Genomic DNA, 22,803 nt, shown 5'->3' with positions numbered 1-22,803 from the left:
ACCGTGGTCGGTAGCCCGCAGAGTTCAGGCAGACGGCACAAACCGGCTGTTTTCCTCACTGCGGCGAAGATTGTGGGCCACGGGCACTGTCAGCGGAACCTTTCGGAAAGCCACTGCGAAGTGCCGGGATACTGGGCGAATACAGGAGTGCACGCAACTTGAGCCCCTAACTACCGGCCATCGGGACTGTCATTTCTGCAGACACATCCCGCCAACCGGAGCAATTGCACACGCTCCGCGCCACCTAGCGCCTACCAAGTCTACGAGCTAGGCGAATTAAAGACCAATCCGGCGTTGTGGGGTGTATAAGGGCCCCGCCGCAAACCCCGGTCAGTCACATCGGCACCCTAGCGGTTTCACAGCTAAATAGAAGGCGGCGAGCGGACGCTGGAGTCATGAATCCGCCACTCCAGTCGACTGCGGCTGGCCCCCGGCTCCCGGGTGTCAGAAACCGTCCACCCGGCTCACCTGACCCTTTCCGGGCACAGTCCCGCCGAAGATTGCTGAGGGCGGATCTGCTGACCGTGCTCGCCTGGGCCTCCGTTGCCGGGGCCGTGGCACTGTGGCTGGCCGACGGCGGCGCCTCCGGGTTCTCAAGCGTTGCCGGATCCTTCACAGCGGTGGGCATCGTTGCCGGACTCGCCGGCATGGACCTCGTCGTGCTGATGCTGCTCCTGGCGGCCCGGATCCCGGTCGTCGACACCACCGTCGGCCACGACCGCGCCCTCGAGTTCCACCGCAAACTCGGGAAGCCGGCCCTGTACCTCCTGCTGGCCCACGGAATCCTGATCGCGGCAGGCTACGGAATGGCCGAGGGCCTGGACCCTGTCAGCGAGGCAGTGGTCTTATGGGTGCTCGTTCCCGATATGTGGCTGGCATTTGTGTCCATCGCCCTGTTCGTCGCCGTCGCGGTCACTTCCCTCGTGGCGGTCCGACGCCGGTTCCCCTACGAATTCTGGTACGCCGTCCACCTGCTGACCTATGCCGCCGTCCTGACGGCGATCCCGCACCAGTTCAGTGTCGGCGGCCTCTTCGCCGAAGGCACCTGGCAGCGCTGGTACTGGCTCGCCATCTGCATTGCCACCGGCGCCGCGCTCCTGCACTACCGCGTCCTGAAGCCTCTCGTGGCCACCTTCCGGCACCAGCTGACGGTGAGCCGCGTGGTTCAGGTGGCCCCCGGCGTCGTCAATATTGAGATGAAGGGGCTCCACCTCCATGACCTCGCGGGAAGCGGCGGCCGATTCTTCATCTGGCGGTTCCTCGCCCCCGGACTGTGGTGGCACCCGCATCCCTTCAGCCTCTCCGCAGAACCCGTACAGTTCGACGCTGCGGGAACCGGGGTGCTGCGGATCACCGTCCGCAATCTGGGCCGCGGCTCAAGGCAGCTGATTGCCGTGAAACCGGGGACCAGGGTGGCCGTGGAGGGTCCGTACGGCCTGTTCAGCACAGCGGCCCGCAGCCGCAGCCAGGTGGTGATGATCGGCGCCGGAATCGGGATCACGCCGCTCCGCGCCCTGCTCGAGCGCACCCCGTTCACGCCCGGCAACGCCACGGTCCTGCTCCGCGGCCACAGTGAGGCCGAGCTGTACCTGGGCGAGGAAATCCTGGACCTCTGTAAGCAACGCGGCGCCACACTGTTCCACCTGACCGGGCCGCGGCCGGCCGGCGGACGGAGCTGGCTGCCGGAGACCGCCGCCCGTGCGGGGCACGGCCTGGCCTACTACGCGCCTAATCTTGGCGATTCCGACATTTACATCTGCGGGCCGGTAGCCTGGGCCCGCAGCGTCATCCACGACGCCCGCGCAGCCGGTGCCCGGGAGGAACAACTCCACTACGAAAGGTTTGATTGGTGAGAATTCGCGCAGCGGTTTCAGCAGCACTCGCGTCCGCCGGAATTCTTCTGGCGGGCTGGCAGTCCGGCGGACAGATCGCCGAAACGGGCAGCACCGCCATGGGCAGCACGACGGGTTCCTCAGGCGTTGCTGGCTCGTCCGGCGCCACCGGCAGCGCCGGGGCCGCAGCGAAAGCGGCCGGAACGTACGACGGCGCCGTCGTCCAGACCCGCTTCGGCGCAGTCCAGGTGCAGATCACGGTGCAGTCGGGCACGATCACCGACGTAACAGCGCTCCAGCTGACCGATGCGGAACGAATATCCGTGCAGATCAGCAACCGGGCCGCACCCCTGCTGCGGGCCGAGGTCCTCAAGGCCCAGTCCGCGAGCGTGCAGACCATCAGCGGCGCTACGGTGACCAGCGTTGCCTATCTGGATTCGCTCCAGGCGGCCCTCGATGCAGCGAACCTCTGAGCCCGAGAGCCCGGGCGTGGCACGCCCCGCACTGAAAGCCAGGACCTTCGGCTGCATGGGCACGGTCATCAGCCTGACGATGCCGTTCAATGCCGCCCACCCTGGAAGTCTTCCCCGAACGAACGGGACTGAACACCCGATCGAGGCGGCCGCCGCCGCCGTCGAACGGGTGTTTGCCGGGCTGGACGAAACGTTCAGCCTCTACCGCCCGGAGTCAGAGGCAAGCAGGCTGGCTCGCGGCGAATTCACCCTGCGGGAAGCATCACAGGAGGTACGGGACCGGTACGCGGAGGCCGCCGGCTGGCGGCTGTTGACGGCGGACGCCTTCACTCCGGAACGGCCGGACGGGGTGCTGGACCTGTCCGGGATCATCAAGGGCTACGCAATCCAGCAGGCAGGCGAAACCCTCCGGACATCGGGGCTCCGGGACTGGTGCCTGAACGCCGGCGGCGATGTTCTGGTGAGCGGCTCCCCGGTTCCGGGGTCCCGGGTACCGTGGCAGTCCGGGATTGTCGACCCGACGGACCGGACGGCACTGCTTTCGGCTTTTCCGCTGGGTGTTTGCAGCCGGTTCCCCGCGCTGGCGACGTCCGGCTCGGCAGAGCGCGGGGAGCATATCTGGACGGCCGGAGCGGGCCGGTCTGTATTCCGCCAGGTATCGGTGGCAGCCGCGGACATTGTCACCGCGGACGTCCTAGCGACGGCGATCGTGGCCGGCGGGCACCTGATGCTGGGCCGGGCGGCGGACGAGTGGGACGTGGAAGTCCTCGCCGTGCTGGGCGACGGCGGACTGCTCGCAACCCCGGGGTTCCGGGGCCTAGAGGTGAGTGAGCCTGGCGTACCGCGGCGCCAGCCCGTCGCCGGAGGACTTGCCCGTGACCCGGCGGACCACCCACGGCCCGGCGAATTCGCGGACCCAGCGGGCGTTGGCGCGGATCGTCTCGGCCCGGTTCAGTTCGGGCACCGGCGTCATGGGCGGGACATCGATCGAGTGCTCGTGCTCGAGGACGGTGAGGACGCGTTTTGCCATGTTCGAGTGGCCGGCCGGGGACATGTGCATCCGGTCGGTGGCCCACATGCCCCAGTCGTAGTACTCTCTGAAACGCCAGTAGTCCACCAGCAGGGCGCCGTGGTCGCCGGCGATTCCGCGGACCAGTTCGTTGTAGATGGCGGTGCGGCCGCGCGTCGTGCCGAAGATCTTCGAGCCGCGGGAGTCGAACCCGGTGAACATGACAATCGTGGCGCCGGTGGCCTTGAGCTTGCGGATGCCGGCGTCGTAGTCCACCAGCAGGTCGTCGATGTCCACCTTGGGCCGGAGGATGTCGTTGGCGCCGGCGTAGATGCTCACGATTGTGGGTTTGAGCGCGACGGCGGCATCGACCTGCTCGGCCATGATCTGCCGCAGTTTCCGGCCGCGGATGGCAAGGTTCGCGTACCCGAAGTCCGGATCGGCGGCGCCGAGCTGCTCGGCCACCCGGTCCGCCCAGCCCCGTACGCCGTTGGGACGGGCGGGGTCGTCGTCGCCGACGCCTTCCGTGAAGGAGTCTCCAAGGGCTACATAGCGGGACGTGAAATCCATGGACCCAGTCTGCCAGCAGTTGCCCCAAGCAAACAAAGCAGGGCAACAAAGCAGGCGCCAACACAGCCGGGCAAACAAAGCCCTACTCCCGGATCCGCACCGCCGATTCGCGCAGGTACTGCTCCACCCGGGTGTAGGCGTCCCGGGTGAGCGCCTTCCACAAGGCGATGGCCAGCCGCGGGTTGCTGCCTTCCAGTTCTGTGATCGCCTCGGCGCTGAGCACCATCACCCCCACCGGTCCGACCGCCCTGACAGTGGTTTCCTGCCGGCTGCCGCTGCCGAGCGCGAGCTCCCCGAAGGTCATGCCCGCGCTGAGGGTGTTGAGTTTGACCCGCTCCGCGGTGGGTCCCGGGGAGGTACTGCTGACCTTGCCGGAGGTGATGAAGTAGACCCCGCCGAACCGCAGCCCGACGCGGCGGATGACGTCGCCGTCGTCGTACTGCTTCGCCGTCATGAGCGCCGCCAGGGCCTCGGCGTCCGCCGCGTCCAGCGGAGCGAGGGCCGGCGAGGCAGTCACGGGGACGTGGTCCGGCAGCAGCAGCTGGGTCCCGTAACGCTCCAGCAGGCGGTTTTCGCAGTATTCGACGGCGGCGCTCCGGGTGGCGAACGACGGAACCCCGGGCCCGTCCGCTCCCGAGAACTCCTCCAGCGATGCCGCCACCGAGCCGTCCGTTTCGACCAGCACCAGTTCGCGGCCCGCATCGGCCATCCCCTGCCGGGCCAGGGCCAGCATCCGCAGGGCGACTTCGCTCACCTGATCCGTTCGGCGCAGGTCCAGGACGGCCAGTTCGACGTCGTCCTCGAGGCCGCTGAGTTCGCGCACCATGGATTCGGTCCCGGCAAAGAGCAGGTCGCCGTTGAGCTCGATCACGCGGGCACGGCGGCCATGTTCCCGGAGGACATCGGCGGCTTCGTCGTTGCGGCGGATCCCCGACGGTGTCTCGGTGACGTCGTAGGCGGCGAGGATGGCGGAGCGGCCGGTCCGCGCGGCCCGGACAAAGTGCAGTTCCATGTCCCGGGACAGCCGCTGCGCCGTCGCCAGGCCGCGCACGCTGCTGCCGTGTTCATCCAGCGGCGGCGAGTAGACCGCCAGCCCCACTTGCCCGGGCAGGACCGCGATGATCCCGCCGGCCACCCCGCTCTTGCCGGGCATGCCGACGCTGCTGATCCAGGCACCGGCGTCGTCGTACATGCCCGAGGTCATCATCACCGACAGCACACGCTCCACCGGGCCGATCTCCAGGACCCGCTTGCCGCTGAGCGGATTCCGGCCGGCGTTGGCGAGCGTAGCGGCCATGATCGAGAGGTCCAGGCAGTTCACCAGCACCGAGCACTGCCGGAAATAGTCCTCGAGGACCGGCGCGGGGTCGTCCTCGATGATGTTGAAGGAGCGCAGCAGGTGGGCCAGGGCCGTGTTGCGGTGGCCGTGCTTGAGTTCGGATTCGTACACCCTCTCGCTCACCGAGAGCTGCCGGCCGGCGAAGGCCGAGTACGTGCTGAGGATCCGTTTGAAGCCGGACTGGCCGCCGGAGCCCTTGATCAGGGAGGTTGCCGTCAGGGCGCCGGCGTTGATCATGGCATTCGCCGGACGCCCGGTACCCTCGGCCAGGGAGATCTCGTTGAAGGAATCACCCGACGGCTCGACGTCCACCTTGGCGTCAACAACCTCATCGCCCAGGTCCTCCAGGGCCAGTCCGTAGGTGAAGGGCTTGGAGATCGACTGGATGGTGAACTCCTCACGGGTGTCCCCAACCTCGTACACCTTCCCGTCCACGGTGGCGAGTGCGATGCCGAAGTTGTCCGGATCGACATTCGCCATCGCCGGAATGGTGCTGTAGGGCTTGCCGTCCCTGAGCTGGGCTATCTCGGCGTGGATCTGGCGCAGGTAGCTCTGGATCGGCGATTCCATAGGACCAACACTAAGCGTCGCCGTGCGGCGGGCCCGCGGCTGACCTGCCGGCCGGCCTACTGCCCGGCCTGGTCGGTTTCGCGCAGGATCCAGTGGTCGTCGTCGAGCCGGGCCACGATTTTCTCGCCGATCCGGGCGAGGTCGGCGACGTCTTCCTCGCTGAGGGCATCGAGGAACAGCGAACGGACGGCCTCGACGTGGCCCGGGGCGAGCTGTTCGATCGTGACCATTCCGGCGTCGGTGAGGTGCGCGGTCGTGACTCTGGCATCCCCGGGGTGCGTGCGGCGCTCCACCCAGCCACGGTTCTGCAGCTTGGTGACCACATGCGAAAGCCGCGACAGGGAGGCGCTGGTGCGCGCGGCGAGTTCGCTCATGGGCAGGAACCGGCCCTCGGTCTCGGACAGCATCGCCAGCACGTTGTAGTCGAAGAGGGAGAGCTTCCCCGCGTTGTGCAGCTGCGTGTCCAGGGCGGCGGGAAGCAGCGTGTTGATGCTGAGCTGGGCCAGCCAGGCCCGGCGTTCGTCGGCGTTCAGCCAGCGCGGTTCGGTCATGGCTCCATTCTAGGAGATGTGAAGCTTGACAGTTCAACCTCGGGGAGCCGCGTCCTTGGCTCCGCCCGGGTGGGTGCCGCGGGCAGGCGGTAGGCTGACCGTATGTACGTAGTCTCCCTGACCTATAAGGTCCCCGACGAGATCGTTGAATTCCATCTTCCGGCGCACGTGACGTGGCTGCAGAAGGCCTTCGACGACGGCGTCTTCATGGTTGCGGGACGCAAGATTCCGCGCACCGGCGGGCTGCTGCTCTCCAATGCGGACCGGGCGGTCCTGGATGCATCACTGGCCCGGGACCCTTTCTACGTCAACGGGGTGGCCCACTTCGAGGTGATGGAGTTCCATGCCAACCGGGTGGCCCCGGGCTACGAGAACCTGCTGGACAGCCCGGCTTAGTCCGCAGGTATTCTGTCGGTCAGTTTCTTCAGGCCTTTCCGGGGAACCCTGACCGGCTCCGGCCAGCGCGGGCTCAGCTCGTCCCCGAGGGTGACGCCGCGGAGCTTGCGTCCGAAAAGCGGCAGCACCCAGTCGTGGACCCAGCGGCGCTGCCGGCGTTCCCAGTCCCGGAGCCCGAGCTTCGCGGGCGCCTCCCGGTCCTTGAGCTTGAACTTGTGCGGCACGCCGAGCTGGTCGAGGACCTGGCCGGCGAGGTATTTGTGGCCCACCGTGGACATATGCAGCCGGTCCGAATCCCACATCCGGGGATCGTGGAACGCGTCAAAGCACCAGTAATCGACCAGTACGGCCTCGTAGCGGGCCGCCACTTCGCGGACGCGCTGATTGTAGATGGCATTGCGCCTCTTCAGCGGTTCAAGCAGGGGCGAGACCTTGACGTCAAAGCCCGTGAACAACACCACCGTGGCCCCGCTCGCGGCCAGCGTGGCGACGAGGATTTCGTAGTCCTTCATGAGGGCGTCGATGTCGGTGCCGAAATCGAGGATGTCGTTGCCGCCCGCGTACAGGGTGATGAGCGTGGGTTCCATGGCCAGCGCCGGTTGCAGCTGTTCGGCGGTGACGTGGCGCAACCGCTTGCTGCGGATTGCAAGGTTGGCGTACTCCCATCCCGGCTCCGCCTTGGCCAGCTTCTCCGCCACCCGGTCCGCCCAGCCGCGCACCCCGTTGGGCAGCCGGGGGCTGTAGTCCCCCACCCCCTCGGTAAAGGAATCCCCCAGGGCAACATAAAGCCGCCGCCCGCCCGGGCCCGGGTTCAGAAGGTTCTCGGCCATGGCGACACGCTATCCCCCCCGAACGACGTCGGGGTTAACAAGCGGGGCACAACACGTGAGCGGCCGGAAGCCGACACACGGGAGCCTCGCTCAGAGCTCGGCTTTCCCCTGCCGCCAGTACCCCATGAAGGCGACCTGCTTCCGGTCGATCCCCACGTCCCGCACCAGGTAGCGGCGCAGCTCCTTGATGGCCCCGGCTTCGCCGGCAATCCAGGCGTAGAACGGCATCGCCCCGGCCGGCTTGTCCGGATTCCGGCTGGCACCGAGTGCGGCGGAATCCATCCGGGCCGGGGTTTCCCACAGAATGTCCTGATCCACGTTGACGTCCTCAAGCTCCGGTCCGGCAGCGTTGCCGGTGGTCTTGATGCCCACCCAGCCGGGCACGGGCACGGCGGCGCGGACCGCTTCGCCCAGCAGTTCGCCGTGCGGACGCGAGCGGCCGATTGCTGCACCGCGCGCCAGCCAGGTGATCTCGACGTCGGCGGCAGAGCTGAGGTCCTGGAAGTCACCGGCCTCCGGGACTTCCAGGATGGCGTGCCCGCTCATGTAGGCCGGGAGGCTTTCGAGGATGGCGCCGATCGCCGGAACAGCAGTTTCGTCCCCGGCGAGCAGCACGCGCTGGGCCAGGCCCGGCCGCCATTCGATGCCGGAGTAGGTTTCCGCGGTGACGCAGTGGGCCGCCCGGTTGTTGGGTCCGATGAGCGTGAGGGCATCCCCCGGCTTGGCCGTCAGCGCCCAGTTTGCGGCGGGACCGCCGTTCCCCGAACCGTCGAAGTGCAGCACGAAGTCGACGTCGATTTCCGGGTAGACGGCGTCGAGTCGTTCCCGCCGCACGGTGTAGGTGCGCATGGATCCCCGGGTGGCCGGGTCCATGGCGAGCCATTCCCGGTACCAGCCGGACTCCGCCATCCGGAATTCCGGCAGCGGCACCTGCGTTCCGTCCGCGGCCAGTGAGAGAATCATCAGCTTGACCCGTAGATCCAGGGTGCTGCCGTGTACACCGAAGCCGCGCAGCGAGTAGCCGCCGAAGGTGATCCGGCGGAAGTTGGGGCTCAGCTCCTGGACTGCCGTGACCTGGACATCGAACGCCAGCGTCATCGGTTCGGTGGCCGGTGCGGATATCACGGAGGCGGCCGCGCGGGCCGGGCTGTTGTTGACTGCGCTCATGGGACCAGCTCCAGGGTTGTGGGTACGGTATGCGGGGACTCGGCATGGTGGCGGCCGAGGGGAATGATCAGCGGGGTTCCGGACACCGGGTCCGGGACCACGCGGGATTCGAGTCCGAATACGTCGCGGATCAGCTCCTCAGTGACCACCTCGAGGGAGGTGCCCTCGGCCACGATCCGTCCGGCTTTCATGGCGATGACGTGGTCCGCGTAGCGGGCGGCGAGGTTGAGGTCGTGCAGCACGATCGCCACCGTGGTGCCCCGACGGCGGTTCAGGTCGGTAATGAGGTCCAGCACTTCCACTTGGTGGGCGAGGTCAAGGTACGTGGTGGGCTCATCCAGCAGCAGCACCTCGGTTTCCTGTGCCAGGGCCATCGCAATCCACACCCGCTGGCGCTGCCCGCCGGAAAGCTCATCGACGTTCCGCGCCACGAGCTCCAGCGTCTCCGTGGCGGTGAGCGCATCCTGCACGGCCCGCTCGTCGTCCGCCGACCAGGATCGGAAGAAGCCCTGGTGCGGGTAGCGGCCGCGGCCCACGAGGTCCCTCACCGTGATCCCGTCCGGTGCCGTCGGGTGCTGCGGGAGCAGGCCGAGGGTCCGGGCGACCTCGCGCGCGGGGCGGCTGTGGATGTCCTTCCCGTCGAGGGTGACCATGCCGGAGGCGGGCTTGAGCAGCCTGGACAGGCCGCGGAGGAGGGTGGATTTCCCGCAGGCGTTGGCGCCGACAATCATGGTCACCCGGCCCGCCGGGATGCCGGCGGACAGCCCCTCGATGATGGTGCGCTGACCGTACTTGAGCGTCAGGGCTGAGGCGTGCAGAGCGGCCATCTCAGGCATCCTTTCGGTTGGACGTGACGAGGAGCCACAACAGGAAGGGCGCGCCGAGCGCACCCGTGACCACACCGACCGGCAGGACGGTGCCGACCAGCAGCAGCGGGGCAATGTTCGCGGCGAAGTAGTCTGCCGCGAGGACGATCAGGGCACCGACGAAGGCCGACGCCGGGAGGCTGGCTTTCCGCGTGAAGCGGCGCGCTATGGGACCGGCCAGGAAGGCAACGAACGCCACGGGGCCGGCCGCGGCGGTGGCGACTGAGGCGAGGGCGACGGCGGTGGCCACCAGGCCGAGCCCGGCAGGACCCACGCGGATGCCGAGCCCTGCGGCGGCGTCGTCGCCGAGCTCCAGGATCCGGAGCGGTCCGGCCAGGACAACGACGGCGGGCACCAGGACCAGCAGTGAGAGGCCCAGCACGCCGGCACGGTCCCACGTGGCGGAGTTGAGCGAACCATTCAGCCAGATCAGGGCCTCGGCCGCGGTGCGGATGTCGGTGCGGGTCATGAGGAAATTGACCACGGCGTTCAGCGCGGCGGCGATGCCGATGCCGGCCAGGATGAGGCGGCTGCCGGCGGCGTTGCCGCGGTTGCCGCCGCCGGATCCGAGGGAACCGCTCCTGGAAATTCCGTAGATTGCTGCCGCGACCCCCAGTGCCCCGCAGAGCGCGGCTCCGGAAACGGCCGCGCCCGATGCCCCGAAGATGACGATCGCGGTGACGGCGGCGGCGCTGGCCCCGTAGCTGATGCCGATGACGTCGGGGCTCGCCAGCGGGTTGCGCAGCATGGTCTGGAACACGCCTCCGGACAGTCCGAAGGCAATGCCGATCAAGGTTCCGATGACGGCCCGCGGCAGTTTGTTTTCCATCACGATGAAGCTGGCGCCAGGGATCTTCGGGCCGCCAGTGAAGTGTGCCGCCAGAATCCTGAAGAAGTCTGGAACGGTCACGGTGTAGCTGCCCAGCAGCACTCCCGCGGCAAAGAGGGCCACCACGGCGAGGGCCAGGGCGGCGGTGCGGACTGGCAGAGTCCGGCGCAGGGCTGGCCCCGGCAGGGAGGCGCGAGCGGACACTAGGGGCCCGGTTTCTGCGGATTTCGGGGCCTCAAGTGCCCGCTCGCGCTCAGCGGTGGAGAGGTCGGGGGTGCTCACAGCCCGGCCCCCTTCCCGCGCCGGACCAGCCACACGAACACCGGGGCACCGACGAGGGCCGTCATGATCCCGGCCGGGACCTCGCCGGGGAGCAGGATGACGCGGCCGGCCACGTCGGCCGCCAGCAGCAGAGCCGGGGCAAGAATCATCGACAGTGGCAGGATCCAGCGGTAGTCCGGGCCGGCCAGGAAGCGGACGGCGTGCGGAACCACCAGGCCGACGAAGCCGATGGGGCCCGCGAGCGCCGTGGCCGAGCCGCACAGCAGGACCACGCCCAGGGCGGTGATGCCCCGGACCACCCCCACGCGCTGGCCCAGGCCGCGGGCAATATCGTCGCCGAGGGCAAGGCTGTTCAGGATCCGGCCGGTGCCAAGCACAACCACCGCACCAAGCGCGAGGAACGGCAGCCCGGGCAGGACGACGGACCAGTCACGGCCCGCGATCCCGCCGACCTGCCAGAACCGGAACCGGTCCAGGGTGTCCTGGCTGGAGACCAGGATGACGTTCATCAGCGAATACAGGCCGGCGCTCAGGGCCGCGCCCGCCAGGGCGAGTTTGACCGGCGTCGCGCCTTCCCGGCCCATGGACGCAATCAGATACACCACGACGGCGGCCGCCGCGGCGCCGATGAACGCGAACCAGATGTACCCGGTCAGGGATGAGACGCCGAAGACGTAGATCCCGGTGACCACGGCCAGGGCGGCGCCGGCGTTGACGCCGATGATGCCGGGGTCCGCGAGCGGGTTGCGGGCGACGCCCTGCATGGCGGCACCCGCGAGACCCAGGGCTCCGCCTGCCAACAGGCCCAGGACAGTGCGCGGGATCCGCGCGTGGATGACGGCGTGGTTGCCGTCGGCGGGGTCGAACTGTGTCAGCGCCTGCCAGACAGTGCCCAGGGGAACCCCCCGGGCACCGACCGTCAGCGACGCTGCGCAGACCAGGACAAGTACGACGACGGCGGCCAGCAGCCAGGCGGCCTGCTTTCCGGCCTCCCTTTTCTGCGCGCGAACGGGCAGTTGCGGCCCCATTTCGGGCGTTTTCAGGGCCTCAAGTGCCCGTTCGCGCGGGGTGAGGCGGGCCGAAAGTGCGCTGAGGGCACTGCCGGCGGGCGCCGTCGTCGTACTTTTCGTCATGGAAGCGTACTTACTTCACCGCGGCTGTGACGTTATCCGCTGCGTTCGCCAGCTGCGGCAGGAACGTGTCCAGCGACCACGGCAGGCTCAGGGGCGAGGAAGCGGAGATGGACAGGGTCAGCGTGTTGTCCGAGTCGGCGACCAGGGCGCCGTTCTTGATGGCCGGGATCTGGCCGAGCAGCGGGTCGGCCTTGATGGACCCGGTGGTGGCCGCGTCCGGGACCCAGGTGACGAAGACGTCCGAGTTGAGCTCGTTGGCCTTTTCAGCGGACCACGGGATGAAAAATTCCTTGGAGCCCTTCGAGTTGTCCTCCACAACGGACGCCAGCTTCATGCCGATTTCGGTGAGGAAGCGCGGACGGTTGTCGTTTGCGGTGTAGACGTTGACGCCGTCGCTCTTGTCCGGTTCCAGGTTGCCGTAGATGAAGGATTTGCCGGCGATCTGCGGGTATTTGGAGACCCTGTCCTTGATGGCGGCCTCGGTGTCGGAGACCAGCTTGGCGGCTTCGGCTTCCTTGCCCAGGACCTTACCGATGATGGCGGTGGACTCCTGCCAGGGCGTGCCGTAGGCCAGCTCCGGGTGCGCCACGACGGGTGCGATTTCGCTGAGCTTCTTGTAGTCCTCTTCGGTCAGGCCGGAGTAGGCGCCCAGGATGACCTCCGGGTTCAGCTTGGCGATCTCGGTGAAGTTGATGCCGTCAGCCTCGGAGAACTGGACCGGGGCCTTGTCCGTGCCGAAGCCGGCGCCGAGCTTTTCCAGCGCGGCGTCCTTCCACGGCGTGGAACCTTTGTCGTTGCCGCCCCATTCATTCTTGGGGACGCCCACGGGAACCACTCCGAGGGCGATGGCGACGTCGTCGTTGACCCAGGAAACAGTGACAACGCGCTTGGGCTGTTCCTTGATGGTGGTCTCACCGAAGACGTGCTTGACGGTGACCGGGAACTGCGAGCTGGATGACGTGCTGGCGGCCGAGGAGCCCGCGGAGGCGGAGCCGGCGGGGCCCGTGGAGCAGGCGGTCAGGGAGAGTGCGGCTGCGGCGAGGACGGCCGTTGCCTTGCCGGCTGTCTTGAGCAGGGCGCGGCGGGACGGGCCGGCGGTCAGGCCGCGGCGGCCTGCGCCCGGGCCGGAGAAGAGGAGGGAAGTCACGGAACTCCTTAGGTGAGTGATGCAAACCTAAGTAAGGCTAGCCTATCCTACGGCTAATTAAGCAAGGTTAGCGTAACGTAATTGTCTCCATCGCACTCCCGAAGGGGATTCCCGGCCCCAGCAGTGGGCAGCCACACAGCGCCAGGTGTTGATTTCAGGGGGTGAACGATGGTTCACTCGAAGGAGTAAACGAGCGTTCACCACCCCGGAACCGCCGTCGCGCAGCAGGAGGCTCCCGCCCATGACACAAAACAGCACCCGATCCCTGTCCCCGGGAGCCATCACCGCCGTGCTGGCCCTCAGCGGAACCCTTGTCGCCCTGATGCAGACTCTCGTCGTGCCGCTGCTGCCGGACTTCCCCCGGATCCTCGACGTCACCTCCGACGACGCCTCATGGCTGGTCACCGCTACCCTGCTGTCCAGCGCGGTGGCCACACCGATCGTTTCCCGCAGTGCCGACATGTACGGCAAACGGAAAATGATGGTGGTGTGCCTTGCCATCATGGTGGCCGGCTCCGTCATCGCCGCGGTGGGCGGCTCCTTCCTGTGGCTGATCATCGGACGGGCCCTGCAGGGCTTCTCAGCGGCCCTGATCCCCGTTGGCATCAGCATCATGCGTGACGAGCTGCCGAAGGAAAAAATGGGATCGGCCGTGGCACTGATGAGCGCCACACTGGGGATCGGCAGCGCCATGGGCCTGCCGCTGGCCGGGCTGCTGTACGAAAGCCTCGGCTGGGAATCGATCTTCTGGGTGTCCGCCGGCGCGGGCGCCCTGCTGCTCCTGGCCGTGGTGCTGGTGGTGCCGGAGTCCCGCGTGCGTACGCCGGGCCGGTTCGACTACCTCGGCGCGGTGGTGCTCTCGGCCGCCCTGGCGTCACTGCTCCTGGCCATTTCCAAGGGAGGCTCGTGGGGCTGGGGATCGGAGCCTGTGCTGCTGCTGTTCTGTGCCGCCGCATTGCTCCTCGCGGCGTGGGTTCCCTATGAACTCAAGATCGGCCAGCCGATGGTGGACCTGCGCACATCCGCCCGCCGCCCCGTGCTCCTCACCAACCTGGCCTCGCTGCTGATCGGCTTTGCCATGTTCGCCAATATGCTCCTCACCACCCAGCAACTCCAACTGCCTGCCTCCACCGGCTACGGGTTCCAGCTGAGCGTCGTCACCGCGGGCCTCTGCATGGTCCCGTCCGGGCTGGCCATGGTGCTATTCGCACCGGTCTCAGGCGGCATCATCAGACGCTTCGGCGGACAAACAGCCCTCATCGCCGGTGCCGCCGTCATGATCGCGGGATACGTGGGGCGCGTCTTCTTCTGGGACTCAGTCGTCTCCGTAATCATCGGCTCCACCGTCGTCAGCATCGGCACAGCCATTGCGTACGCCGCAATGCCCACGCTGATTATGGGAGCCGTACCGATCACGGAAACGGCGTCGGCCAACGGGCTCAACAGCCTCGTGCGCTCCATTGGAACCTCGACGTCGAGTGCCGCCGTCGCCGCCGTCCTCACGTCAGTGACGCTGACTGCTGGAGCTGTCCGCCTTCCGTCCTTCGAAGCGTTCAGGGACGTGTTCTGGATGGCGGCCCTGGCCTCGACGGCATCCATCGCCGCGGCCGTCTTTATTCCCCGCGCCGCGGCCACCCCCAAAGCCGCAGCCCCGGCCACGGCCGCGCATGAACTCGTGGTCCAGGGCCGCGTCCTGACGGCGGCACACCGCCCCGCGACTCCCGCCGTCGTGACTGTGCTGCAGACCACGGGCGAGCCGGTGGACTGGAGCAGGGTGGACAGTGACGGCAACTACTCGGTGGCGCTGCCCGGCGCGGGCAAGTATCTGATGGTGGCCAACGCCGCCGGCTGGGCGCCCATGGCGGAAGTGTTCGACTTCGACGGCCGTACTCTTCAGCAGAACTTCCACCTGGACAACCGGCTGGAGCTCGACGGCGTGGCCAGCGTCGGGGGGACACCGGTCCCCGGCGCGGTGGTCACCCTGCTCCAGGCCACCGGCGAACACCTCGCCACCACGCTTGCCGACGCGGCGGGCAGGTATGTGTTGCCCCTTCCCGTGGCGGGGCGCTACATCGTGACTATGCTTCATCCCGTGACACATCAAGCCGCGGCCCGCAAGCTCGCCGTCGATAACCGCTCCCTTGCGGCCGATCTCGACGCCGACCCCCTCCGCGCGGAGCCGGTGCACGCGTGAGCAGCCCGAGCCATGCCGCCATCCTCGACGCCGCCGGCCGGCTCTTCGGCGAGCGCGGATACCGTGCCGTGACGGTGCGTGACATTGCCGCCGACGCCGGAGTGTCTGCCGCCCTGGTGATGAAGCTGTTCGTCTCGAAGGACAAGCTGTTCGCCGCCGCGCAGCCGGACGAATCGCTGCTGACGGACCTGGACGTCCCGGCGTCGGAACTCGGCAGCGCCCTGGTGTTCCGTGTCCTGATGCGGCGGGAACGCGGGATGCAGGAGCCCTGGGCCATGATTCCGTTCACCATCCAGGACTCACCGGATCCCGACGCCGCCCGGGGAGAAACGCGCGAACGGTACCTGGCCAGCATTGCGGGCCTGGTCGGGGACTCAACGCCGGACCGCAGGTTCGCCTCGACAGTGATCGCCCTGATGACGGGATTCGGCGAAACCGTCCGGGCGCTCGGGCTGTTCGACGGCTGGGACTTCGACGAGCTCGTGGCGTACTACGGGGCGATCGTCCAGGCCCAGATCGACGCGTGCCAGGCCGCACGGCCCTGACCGCCCCTGGATTCGGCTCCCCCTCAGCTCCCGCAACCCAAACGCCGACGCCTCCTCACATCAGGTGAGGGACCGTCCGGGGTGGTCACCGGAGCACGATGTCCACGGGATTGGCCTCGGATCGCCATAGACCCTCGCCGCCCGGGCGCGGCCCGATCACCGGAGCCGTGAGCACACCGGAACGGTTGGTCCGCTTGTCCCGCAGGATCTCGGTGACCGATCCGAGGTGCCGGGAAAGGTCGATCACGTTCTCCGGGGCGGCCAGGAGCAGCTGGAAGCCGAACTCGTGCAGCGCCTTGATGCCGGCGCCGGCGAATTCCTCCGACGCCAGCACGAAGGCCTCGTCCATCATCACGGTCCCGTACGTTGTGAACCCCTGCTCGGCGATCCCCAGCTGGTAGCTGAGGGCCGCGGCCATGATGAACGCGGTGAAGCGCTGCCGCTCGCCGCCGGACATGGAGCCGGTGTCCGCGTGCATAAACACATCTGTTCGTTTGCCGCCGCGCGGGCCCTGCACTTCCCGGTGCTCCTTGCACTGGATGAACAGGTGACCGCGCACATCAAGCACCTCGGCCCGCCAGCGCCGGTCCTCCGGGGTCTGCGAACCGAGCCGCTTCACGAGTGTTTCGAGCGACTTGTACCGGTTGGTGAGCTCGGCGTCGTCGTCCGTCTCCGAGCCGGGCGACGTCCCGGCGCCCCTCACCGGCCGCGCGTGCCGGACCTTGAGCGCGTTCTGGATGGCGTCCTTGAACTGCCTGGCCGTGGCCGGCAGGGTCTGCTTGATGTCAAGTTCCAGGAAGCTGCCCTCGTGGAAGTTCACCCCGGACAGGATGCCGTTCAGCGGAAGGATGCGGCTGGTGATGGACCGGCGCTCCTCGTCCAGCAGGTGCAGCAGCGTGCTGAAGGATTCGTGGGTGCGCTGGTTGAAGAACTGCCGGAACTCGGCCTCCTGCGCGGGCAGGCCGTCGCTGACAATGGCGTGGTAGCGGCCCTCGAACTCTCCCGCGGCCCCGATCGAGGTGCCGTGGTCCGCGGAGATGGCCGTGCCCCATTCGCGCACGAATCCCTCGAAGATGCGGGTGAGCCGCTCCGAGGTGGCCTGCCCGCGGGATTCGGCCGCGTGCAGTTCGGCGAGCAGCCTGGTCCGGACCTGGTTGGCCAGGTTGTCCAGCTCGTGGATCTCCACGACGTCGCCGAACCCAGCGAAGTACGGTTCCAGCGCGACGGCGGTGGCGTCCGACGGCGGCGACTGCGCCACGCGCGTGCGCGCCGCGTCCAGCAGCGAGTCAGCCGCCGTCAGCTGCTGGTCCAGCGCCTTGTATTCGCTCTGCAGGACGGCCGCGGCCTCTGTACTGGACTGGTGCTTCTGCCGTGCTGCCTCGATGTTGGCACGCAGCGGTTCGAGGTCCGCCTGCGCAGCGAGGGCGTCCTTGAGCCGCTGCTCGATTTTCGCGAGCTCAGCGCCGGCGACGGCCGCCGAGACCTGCTCCCACGGGCGGTGGTCTTCGGCAATCCGGCGCAGCGCGTCGAGCTGCCGGGTCATGCCCTGGTGCGATTCTTCCCGGCTCCGCGCCAGTTCGGCGGCCTTGGCGAGCTCCTGCTGGAGGTCCTCGACCTGGGCTGCGACGAGCTCCAGCTTGGAGGCGTTGTCGAAGCCGAGGACGTAGTCCTGCCGGCCGGTGAAGCGGTCGTCCTTTTCCACGGTGTGGCGGTTGCGCTTGACCACCCCGCCCAGGCTCAGGCCCTTGTCCAGCCGGGCGAGCTCGTCAGGGTCCTCGACGCAGGGGTAGGCAAAGTCGAGGGCGATCCGTTCGCGGATCCACTCGCCGGCTTCCCCGGCCGGTCCGGCGGTGAGGATGTCCAGCTTCCCCAGCAGGTCGCCGTCGGCCGCGTTCTCCAGGGCCAGCGCCCCGCCGGCGAGCGGCTTGGAGACATCCACGGCGCGAAGTGCGCCCCGGACGGTGTTGTCGTTGAGGTAGCGGGTGACGGCGGCGAAGTGCTCGCCCGGGACCAGAAGCGTGGTGGCGAGGTTCCGCAGCGCGCGCTCGGCAGCCGGCCGCCACTGTTCCTGCCCGTCGGCGAGGTCGATCAGCTCGCCGCCGAATGGCATCCGCTCCTCGGGAATGCCGGTGGCGGCCGCGATGGCGCTCCGGTTTTCGATGCTCGACGGCGGCAGCAGGGACTTGCGCGTCTTCAGCGAGACGAGCTCCTGCTGGGCCGCGGCGAGTTCGCGTTTCCTGGTGGCGTGGCCGTCGAAGGCCTCGAAGCGCAGCTCCTTGAGCGCCTCCGAGTCGTCCTTCAGCTCGGCCGAGCGTGCGGCCGCGTGCTCGTGGGCCTGCTCCCAGCCGGCCGCCGTCCACTGAAGTTCCAGTCCGGCGTCGGACAGCGCCTTGCGGGCCGATTCCTCCACTTGCTGGCGGAGCTTGAGCCCCACCCGGGCGTTCTCAAGCGACTGCTCGATCGCCGAGATCGCGTTGCCGCCCTGGTTGTTGTAGTCCGCCTCGAGCTGGCGCAGCTCCTTGGCCAGGCCGTCGCGGACCCCGCGTTCGGCGCCGAGCTCCTTGGCCTTCGCCTGCGCGAGGTCCTTGAACCGGGCAAGCGTTGCCTCGTGCACCGTGACGGCCAGCTGCTGCTTGTAGGCCTCGAATTCCTCCCCGGCGAGGTCCCGGAGCCGGTTCGCGTCGAGCAGGGACTGGGCGTATTCCTTGTTCAGGCCCGGGACCGGTGCCAGCTGGTCGCGCTGCTGCCGGACATCCTCGAGGCGCTGCCGGATGGACATCAGGTTGCTGAATTCCTCGACGACGTCGTCCGCCGCCGCCAGCGTGGCCGGGGCATCCAGCACCTGGTCGCGGAAGAAGGTGTTGACGCTGCCGCCCAGGCCCTTGCCGGCCTGAATCACGCGGAGCAGCGGGAGTGCCTGGTCCGAGTTGATGCCCAGCAGGCGCCGGAAGCGCTCGGCGAACGCCTTGTGGACGTCGAAGATCTGGGCGTCCGGGAAGATGGCGTCCAGGGCCGCCTTCGTGAAGCGCTTCCCGGCAATGCCCTCGATCGCGGCCAGGTCCAGCGGCGTGTTGTCGATCATGTAAAAACGCCCGACGCTGGACTCCGTGCCGTTCTTGGGCAGGTCAAACAGCGCCGACACCGTCACTTTCGTTCCGGCGGCGTTATCGAACGTCAGCGCGACGGCGGACCAGGTGGCGCCGGGGCGCTGGAAGGCACTCGCCGAACCCTCGCCGACGGCCTTGTCGCCCACCTTGCCGCGCATGTAGGTGAACGTGGTCCGCTTGTCCTCGACCGCGCCGCCGGCGCGCTGGGCCGCGGCCTCGTTGGAGCGCGGCCGGGCGTCGAAGACCCGCAGCATCGCGTCGAAAAGCGTGGACTTGCCGACGCCGGAATTGCCGGTCAGCAGGGTGCCGTTGCGGTCCACGTGCATGGTGTGGGCGCCGTGGAATGTGCCCCAGTTGACCACCTGCACGAGTGCCAGGCGCATCTGGCCGGGGTTGGTGAGCTCGCCCATCGGCAGCATGGTTGCGATGCTCACTTGGCTGCCTCCGCTTCGGTGGTTGCGTCGGTCGTGGTTGCCTTTGACTCCGCAGCCGATGCCGCCCCCGCCCCTTCGCCGGACAGCAACCGTCCTTCGGACGATGCTGCCGGCTCCGACAGGCCCGATGCCACTCCCTGGGCGGCATCGGCTGCTTCGTCGTTGTTAAGGTCACCATCACCGTTAAGGTCACCATCACCGTCGTCGTCAGTGTCGTCCGCGTTCCCGGTGGTGTCGCCGTCGAGCTCCAACAGCGGCTCTGTGCCTGACGGGTCGGTGGCGGCGGCCATCAGGGCTTCGATTTGGGCGGGGATGTCGCCGATGTTTTCGAAGGGGAGGGCCAGCGGGAGGGCGTTGGAGATGGTGTAGACCTCGTCCAGGCCGGTGGTGAGGAGGAGCTGGCGGGCCAGGAGCTTGGTGACGGCGCGGTTGACGACGTCGGAATCGCGCAGCGCGTCCTGCTGGCCGGAGGGCTGGTAGTGGGCCACGAGCTCGGCGATTTCCTCGCGCGTGATCGTGGGGTCGGTCTGGGCTGTGACGTGGCGGTCCAGGAGCAGGCGCAGGCGCAGCAGGACGATGGTTTCCACCCGGCTGAGGGCGCGCTGCTGGCGCAGGATGCTGGAGCGGGTGCTGCCGCCGATCGCCTCGGGGTCCACGGGCCGCAGGACTGCCACCTTGCGTTCGTGGTCCAACTGCAGGGTCAGGAAGAGCTCGGACAGGCGGCTGCGCAGGATCAGCTGGTTGTCCAGCAGCGTGGTCCACAGCTTTTCGTCCCGGCCGCCGTCGATGTACGGGCCTTTGAGGAGTTTCACGAGGGCCTGGCGGACCTTCATCGGGAGCACGCCGGTGTCCCCCGGGAAGAGCGCGGCGCCGTCCACGAAGGTGTCCCGCGGGGTGACCGTGAACGGGTCGGCGTGGACGTGCTGGGCAGGCTCCGCACCATGTGCTTCTTGGGAAAGTTCAGTCATCTTCAATCCTTCTTGAGCGTGACCACTGGCAGGTACGCGGTGCGCGTGGAGCCGTCGATCTGTTCGAAGTCGAGGGTGTTCCAGGCTCCGCGGTCGAAGCCGGCGCCCTCGTGGAGGGCGTGGGAAAGCAGGGCGCGGATGGAGTTGATGTGCTGTTCCCCGGCCGGCAGCTGGGACCAGGCCTCCGCCAGCGTTGACGCCCCCGCGACGGCGGCCCGGATGGCCTGGGGTTTCGCCTTGCCCGTCCGCGGCGAGCGCACCCGGTCCGAGTCGCTGAACGCGATGGGATCGGCAAGCTTCGGCGGCGCGGCGAACTCGTCCGGGTCAAAGAGCTTGACCATGGACAGGGACTCGAAACCGGCGTTGAACAGCACCGGGCCACGGACCAGTCCGGGACGTTCGCGCTCGTACGGCAGGGTGCGGATGGCCTGCTCGGCCTCACGGAGCACCTTCCGGAGCCGGACCGACTGGCGGAAATCGTCGCTCTGGACGTAGGTGTTGAGGCTCTCGCTGAGCTTGCCGTAAATCCGCTGGATCTGGCTGTGCTGGGTGCGGAGTTCCGCCACGAGGTTCTTCAGGGTCTCGCGTTCCTCGTGGCTGAGATCATCGGCGAACTGCCGGCTGAGCACCTCGCCGATCGCGAAACGGAAGCGCAACTGCTGCTGGGGATCCTCCAGGAACGCCGTGAAGGAGCGGAACGTCCTGCCCTCGGGACTCTGCCGGAGCCGTTTGTCCGCTTCCAGCACCTGGGCCATCGTGGCGCCCTTGCTGAGCGACTCCTCGATGATCTGGTTGCGGAGCTCCCCCACCAGCTCCTCGATCCGGTCACGCATCTTCTTGTAGTCGGCGGGCAGGCTGGCGGCGAGGTCCAGGATGTTGCCCGCGGCCTCCACGGCCTCGTCGTCGTCGAGCAGGCCGTCGAAGTCGCCGGAGCTGATGTCCTCGATCAGCTGGCGGCGTTCGCCGATCTCCTCCTCGAGGGACTCCAGCCGCGCGCTCTGGTCCGGATTCGTCTCATTGGCGAGCTTTTCGACGTCGCCCAGCAGCGTCCCGAGCCGGGAACCGTTCAGGGTGGAGCGTTCGCTGGAGAGGCTGTCCAGGAACGCGAGGACGCGGGCCGCGGGTTCGGTGACCTCGTAGACGATCTGGCCGGACTGGTTGCGCCGGGTCAGGAAGTTCTTCCGGGTCCACTCATCAGCATATTTTTTTCCGGAGGGCGCACCGTTGGAGCTGCCGCTCTGTTGATCTCCCGTACCGGGAGCCTGGCGGCGGAGTTGCTCAAGGAAGGCGTCGACGTCGGCGTGGAACTGCTCCAGCGGGAGCTGCGGCCGGGTGCGGGTGAAGGAGGCCTGCAGCACGGCGATCACCCATGGTGCGGAGCGGGTGAGTGCCCAGGCCGGTCCCTTGGTGAGCAGTTCGAGGTCCCGGAGGCGGGCGCTGATGGCGTCGGCCGAGGACACGGCGGAGCGGGACACGCATTCTCCTTCAGCTGCCTTAGGGGTCTTGGTGGGCAGCGGATACGAAAAACTGCCAGCTACAAGGTTAACGCAGGCCTTCGCTTTGCATTCATCGTTGTCTGCTGTCCGGTTCAGGAGCACACTATTTACACCACATGAGAGGAGACAGTCATGCGTAAGAAAACGTTGCTGATCACCGGGGTGGCGGCGGCCGCCGTGGTGCTGGGCGGGGCGACGGTGGCGGTCGCGGCAGCTAGCACGCCGGCCGGCCCTGCGGGCAGTTCGATCCGCGTGCAGAACCTCATCGGCCCCGAGCGGGACGACGATTCGGACAACGGTCCAGCGCTGAGCGCTGCCGACTGGGACAAGGCCGCGAACGCCGCACTCGCCAAGGTCGGCCAGGGCCGGGTGAGCGAAGTGGAACGCGAAAACGAGGGCGGCTCTGCCTACGAGGTGGAGGTGCGCCTGGACAACGGTTCCGAGGTCGAAGTCCAGGTCGGTGCGGATTTCCAGGTCCTGAACCAAAGCGCCCCCGAAGCCGACGACGACTGACCGGTTCCGCGGGCCACAAGTCACGGGCCGTGAGGCTTCCGCAACCGCTCCGTGACCTACGCCCCGGTAGCATTTCGATCCCATATCAAGAGTCCCGGCTCGCCCCGAGGACTCTGGTTGACCGCGTCTCCTGCACCCTACGCTCAGCGTACTGATTCAGCCGAAGCGATGGTGCAGGAGGAAGAATGCAGTTCGACCTAAGCGCAGTGGAAACGGGAACCATGGTGTTCATCGGGACTCTCGTTTTTGCCCTGGTGATCACACTCTTCATGATGACGGCGGCCTTCACCGCCCTGGTACTGGTGGGCGTCGGACGCCTCGCCTGGCTGGTCGCGGCAAATATCCTGCTGGGACTGGTCCACGGCCTCAACCACGCGTGGGACCGGCTGGTCCACCACGCCTCCACGGTGGAGCTGCCCGGTGATCTCGCCGGTGACTTCGCGACTGACTTTATGGGCCAGCCGGCCCCTAGCACGGGCACTTACCCGCGGGTAGTATTGCGGGACAGCTGAAGGGTCCTCCACCCACGGCGGATCCAGCGCTCAAGCCGGT

At 67.9% G+C, this 22,803-nt stretch carries 18 protein-coding genes and 2 pseudogenes; 8 read left to right on the top strand and 12 right to left on the bottom strand.

What is annotated here, in order from left to right; genetic code table 11:
- Positions 1-395: 395 nt before the first annotated feature.
- The 3 genes and pseudogenes from ACVWZ8_RS09340 to ACVWZ8_RS09330 all read left to right on the top strand — a co-directional run.
- Positions 396-1,853 (top strand): ferredoxin reductase family protein, encoded by a 1,458-nt coding sequence (locus ACVWZ8_RS09340; protein ID WP_456504470.1) that lies wholly within the window; start codon positions 396-398, stop codon positions 1,851-1,853.
- On the top strand, positions 1,850-2,305 hold the full coding sequence (locus ACVWZ8_RS09335; protein WP_456504469.1) for an FMN-binding protein: 456 nt from the start codon (positions 1,850-1,852) through the stop codon (positions 2,303-2,305). The genes ACVWZ8_RS09340 and ACVWZ8_RS09335 overlap by 4 nt, the downstream gene beginning before the upstream one ends.
- Positions 2,289-3,014, top strand: a pseudogene (locus tag ACVWZ8_RS09330) (FAD:protein FMN transferase); the annotation flags it as partial. The gene ACVWZ8_RS09335 and the pseudogene ACVWZ8_RS09330, both read left to right, overlap by 17 nt.
- 108 nt (positions 3,015-3,122) lie before the next feature.
- On the opposite strand, the gene ACVWZ8_RS09325 reads toward ACVWZ8_RS09330, so the two are convergent.
- The 3 genes from ACVWZ8_RS09325 to ACVWZ8_RS09315 all read right to left on the bottom strand — a co-directional run bounded on the left by ACVWZ8_RS09325 (position 3,123) and on the right by ACVWZ8_RS09315 (position 6,344).
- A complete protein-coding gene (locus ACVWZ8_RS09325) occupies positions 3,123-3,884 on the bottom strand; it encodes an SGNH/GDSL hydrolase family protein (protein ID WP_456504468.1) in 762 nt (253 codons plus the stop codon).
- 82 nt (positions 3,885-3,966) lie between these two features.
- Positions 3,967-5,793, bottom strand: a complete 1,827-nt coding sequence (gene glsA, locus ACVWZ8_RS09320; protein ID WP_456504467.1) for a glutaminase A — start codon at positions 5,791-5,793, stop codon at positions 3,967-3,969.
- A 56-nt stretch (positions 5,794-5,849) separates the two neighbouring features.
- Positions 5,850-6,344: a MarR family winged helix-turn-helix transcriptional regulator gene (locus ACVWZ8_RS09315; protein WP_456504466.1), complete on the bottom strand. Its 495-nt coding sequence runs from the start codon at positions 6,342-6,344 to the stop codon at positions 5,850-5,852.
- A gap of 102 nt (positions 6,345-6,446) precedes the next feature.
- On the opposite strand from ACVWZ8_RS09315, the gene ACVWZ8_RS09310 reads away from it, so the two are divergent.
- Positions 6,447-6,740 carry a YciI family protein gene (locus ACVWZ8_RS09310; protein ID WP_426979598.1) on the top strand — a complete coding sequence of 98 codons (294 nt, stop codon included), beginning with the start codon at positions 6,447-6,449 and terminating at the stop codon, positions 6,738-6,740.
- On the opposite strand, the gene ACVWZ8_RS09305 is transcribed toward ACVWZ8_RS09310, so the two are convergent.
- The 6 genes from ACVWZ8_RS09305 to ACVWZ8_RS09280 form a co-directional block, all read right to left on the bottom strand.
- Positions 6,737-7,570, bottom strand: a complete 834-nt coding sequence (locus ACVWZ8_RS09305; protein WP_456504465.1) for an SGNH/GDSL hydrolase family protein — start codon at positions 7,568-7,570, stop codon at positions 6,737-6,739. The two genes, ACVWZ8_RS09310 and ACVWZ8_RS09305, sit on opposite strands and share 4 nt — an antisense overlap.
- A gap of 90 nt (positions 7,571-7,660) precedes the next feature.
- Complete coding sequence (locus ACVWZ8_RS09300; protein WP_456504464.1) at positions 7,661-8,737, bottom strand: siderophore-interacting protein; 1,077 nt, start codon at positions 8,735-8,737, stop codon at positions 7,661-7,663.
- On the bottom strand, positions 8,734-9,564 hold the full coding sequence (locus ACVWZ8_RS09295) for an ABC transporter ATP-binding protein (protein ID WP_456504463.1): 831 nt from the start codon (positions 9,562-9,564) through the stop codon (positions 8,734-8,736). The genes ACVWZ8_RS09300 and ACVWZ8_RS09295 overlap by 4 nt, the downstream gene beginning before the upstream one ends.
- A gap of 1 nt (position 9,565) precedes the next feature.
- Positions 9,566-10,636, bottom strand: a complete 1,071-nt coding sequence (locus ACVWZ8_RS09290; protein WP_426979759.1) for a FecCD family ABC transporter permease — start codon at positions 10,634-10,636, stop codon at positions 9,566-9,568.
- Between the two features lie 74 nt (positions 10,637-10,710).
- Complete coding sequence (locus tag ACVWZ8_RS09285; protein WP_456505926.1) at positions 10,711-11,742, bottom strand: FecCD family ABC transporter permease; 1,032 nt, start codon at positions 11,740-11,742, stop codon at positions 10,711-10,713.
- 115 nt (positions 11,743-11,857) lie between these two features.
- Entirely contained in the window at positions 11,858-12,994 is a 1,137-nt protein-coding gene (locus ACVWZ8_RS09280) for an iron-siderophore ABC transporter substrate-binding protein (protein ID WP_456504462.1), read from the bottom strand.
- 241 nt (positions 12,995-13,235) lie between these two features.
- On the opposite strand from ACVWZ8_RS09280, the gene ACVWZ8_RS09275 reads away from it, so the two are divergent.
- On the top strand, positions 13,236-15,188 hold the full coding sequence (locus ACVWZ8_RS09275) for an MFS transporter (protein WP_426979604.1): 1,953 nt from the start codon (positions 13,236-13,238) through the stop codon (positions 15,186-15,188).
- The gene (locus ACVWZ8_RS09270; RefSeq protein WP_426979605.1) at positions 15,185-15,733 is read left to right on the top strand and encodes a TetR/AcrR family transcriptional regulator; all 549 of its coding nucleotides are present in this window, start codon (positions 15,185-15,187) and stop codon (positions 15,731-15,733) included. The genes ACVWZ8_RS09275 and ACVWZ8_RS09270 overlap by 4 nt, the downstream gene beginning before the upstream one ends.
- An 85-nt stretch (positions 15,734-15,818) precedes the next feature.
- On the opposite strand, the gene ACVWZ8_RS09265 is transcribed toward ACVWZ8_RS09270, so the two are convergent.
- The 3 genes and pseudogenes from ACVWZ8_RS09265 to ACVWZ8_RS09255 form a co-directional block, all read right to left on the bottom strand.
- Complete coding sequence (locus ACVWZ8_RS09265) at positions 15,819-19,274, bottom strand: ATP-binding protein (RefSeq protein ID WP_456504461.1); 3,456 nt, start codon at positions 19,272-19,274, stop codon at positions 15,819-15,821.
- Positions 19,275-19,468: 194 nt separating this feature from the next.
- Positions 19,469-20,242: pseudogene (locus ACVWZ8_RS09260) on the bottom strand (DUF4194 domain-containing protein); the annotation flags it as partial.
- Between the two features lie 2 nt (positions 20,243-20,244).
- The gene (locus ACVWZ8_RS09255; protein ID WP_456504460.1) at positions 20,245-21,717 is read right to left on the bottom strand and encodes a DUF3375 family protein; all 1,473 of its coding nucleotides are present in this window, start codon (positions 21,715-21,717) and stop codon (positions 20,245-20,247) included.
- Between the two features lie 153 nt (positions 21,718-21,870).
- Between ACVWZ8_RS09255 and ACVWZ8_RS09250 the strand changes: the two genes are divergently transcribed.
- Together ACVWZ8_RS09250 and ACVWZ8_RS09245 are read left to right on the top strand one after the other, a co-directional pair.
- The gene (locus ACVWZ8_RS09250; protein WP_456504459.1) at positions 21,871-22,251 is read left to right on the top strand and encodes a PepSY domain-containing protein; all 381 of its coding nucleotides are present in this window, start codon (positions 21,871-21,873) and stop codon (positions 22,249-22,251) included.
- A gap of 185 nt (positions 22,252-22,436) precedes the next feature.
- Positions 22,437-22,763 (top strand): hypothetical protein, encoded by a 327-nt coding sequence (locus ACVWZ8_RS09245; RefSeq protein ID WP_426979610.1) that lies wholly within the window; start codon positions 22,437-22,439, stop codon positions 22,761-22,763.
- Positions 22,764-22,803 lie beyond the last annotated feature (40 nt).

It is taken from the genome of Arthrobacter sp. UYCu723, assembly GCF_054059215.1.
The sequence above is the reverse complement of the archived record's forward strand: the minus strand, read 5'-3'. Positions and strand labels throughout refer to the sequence as shown.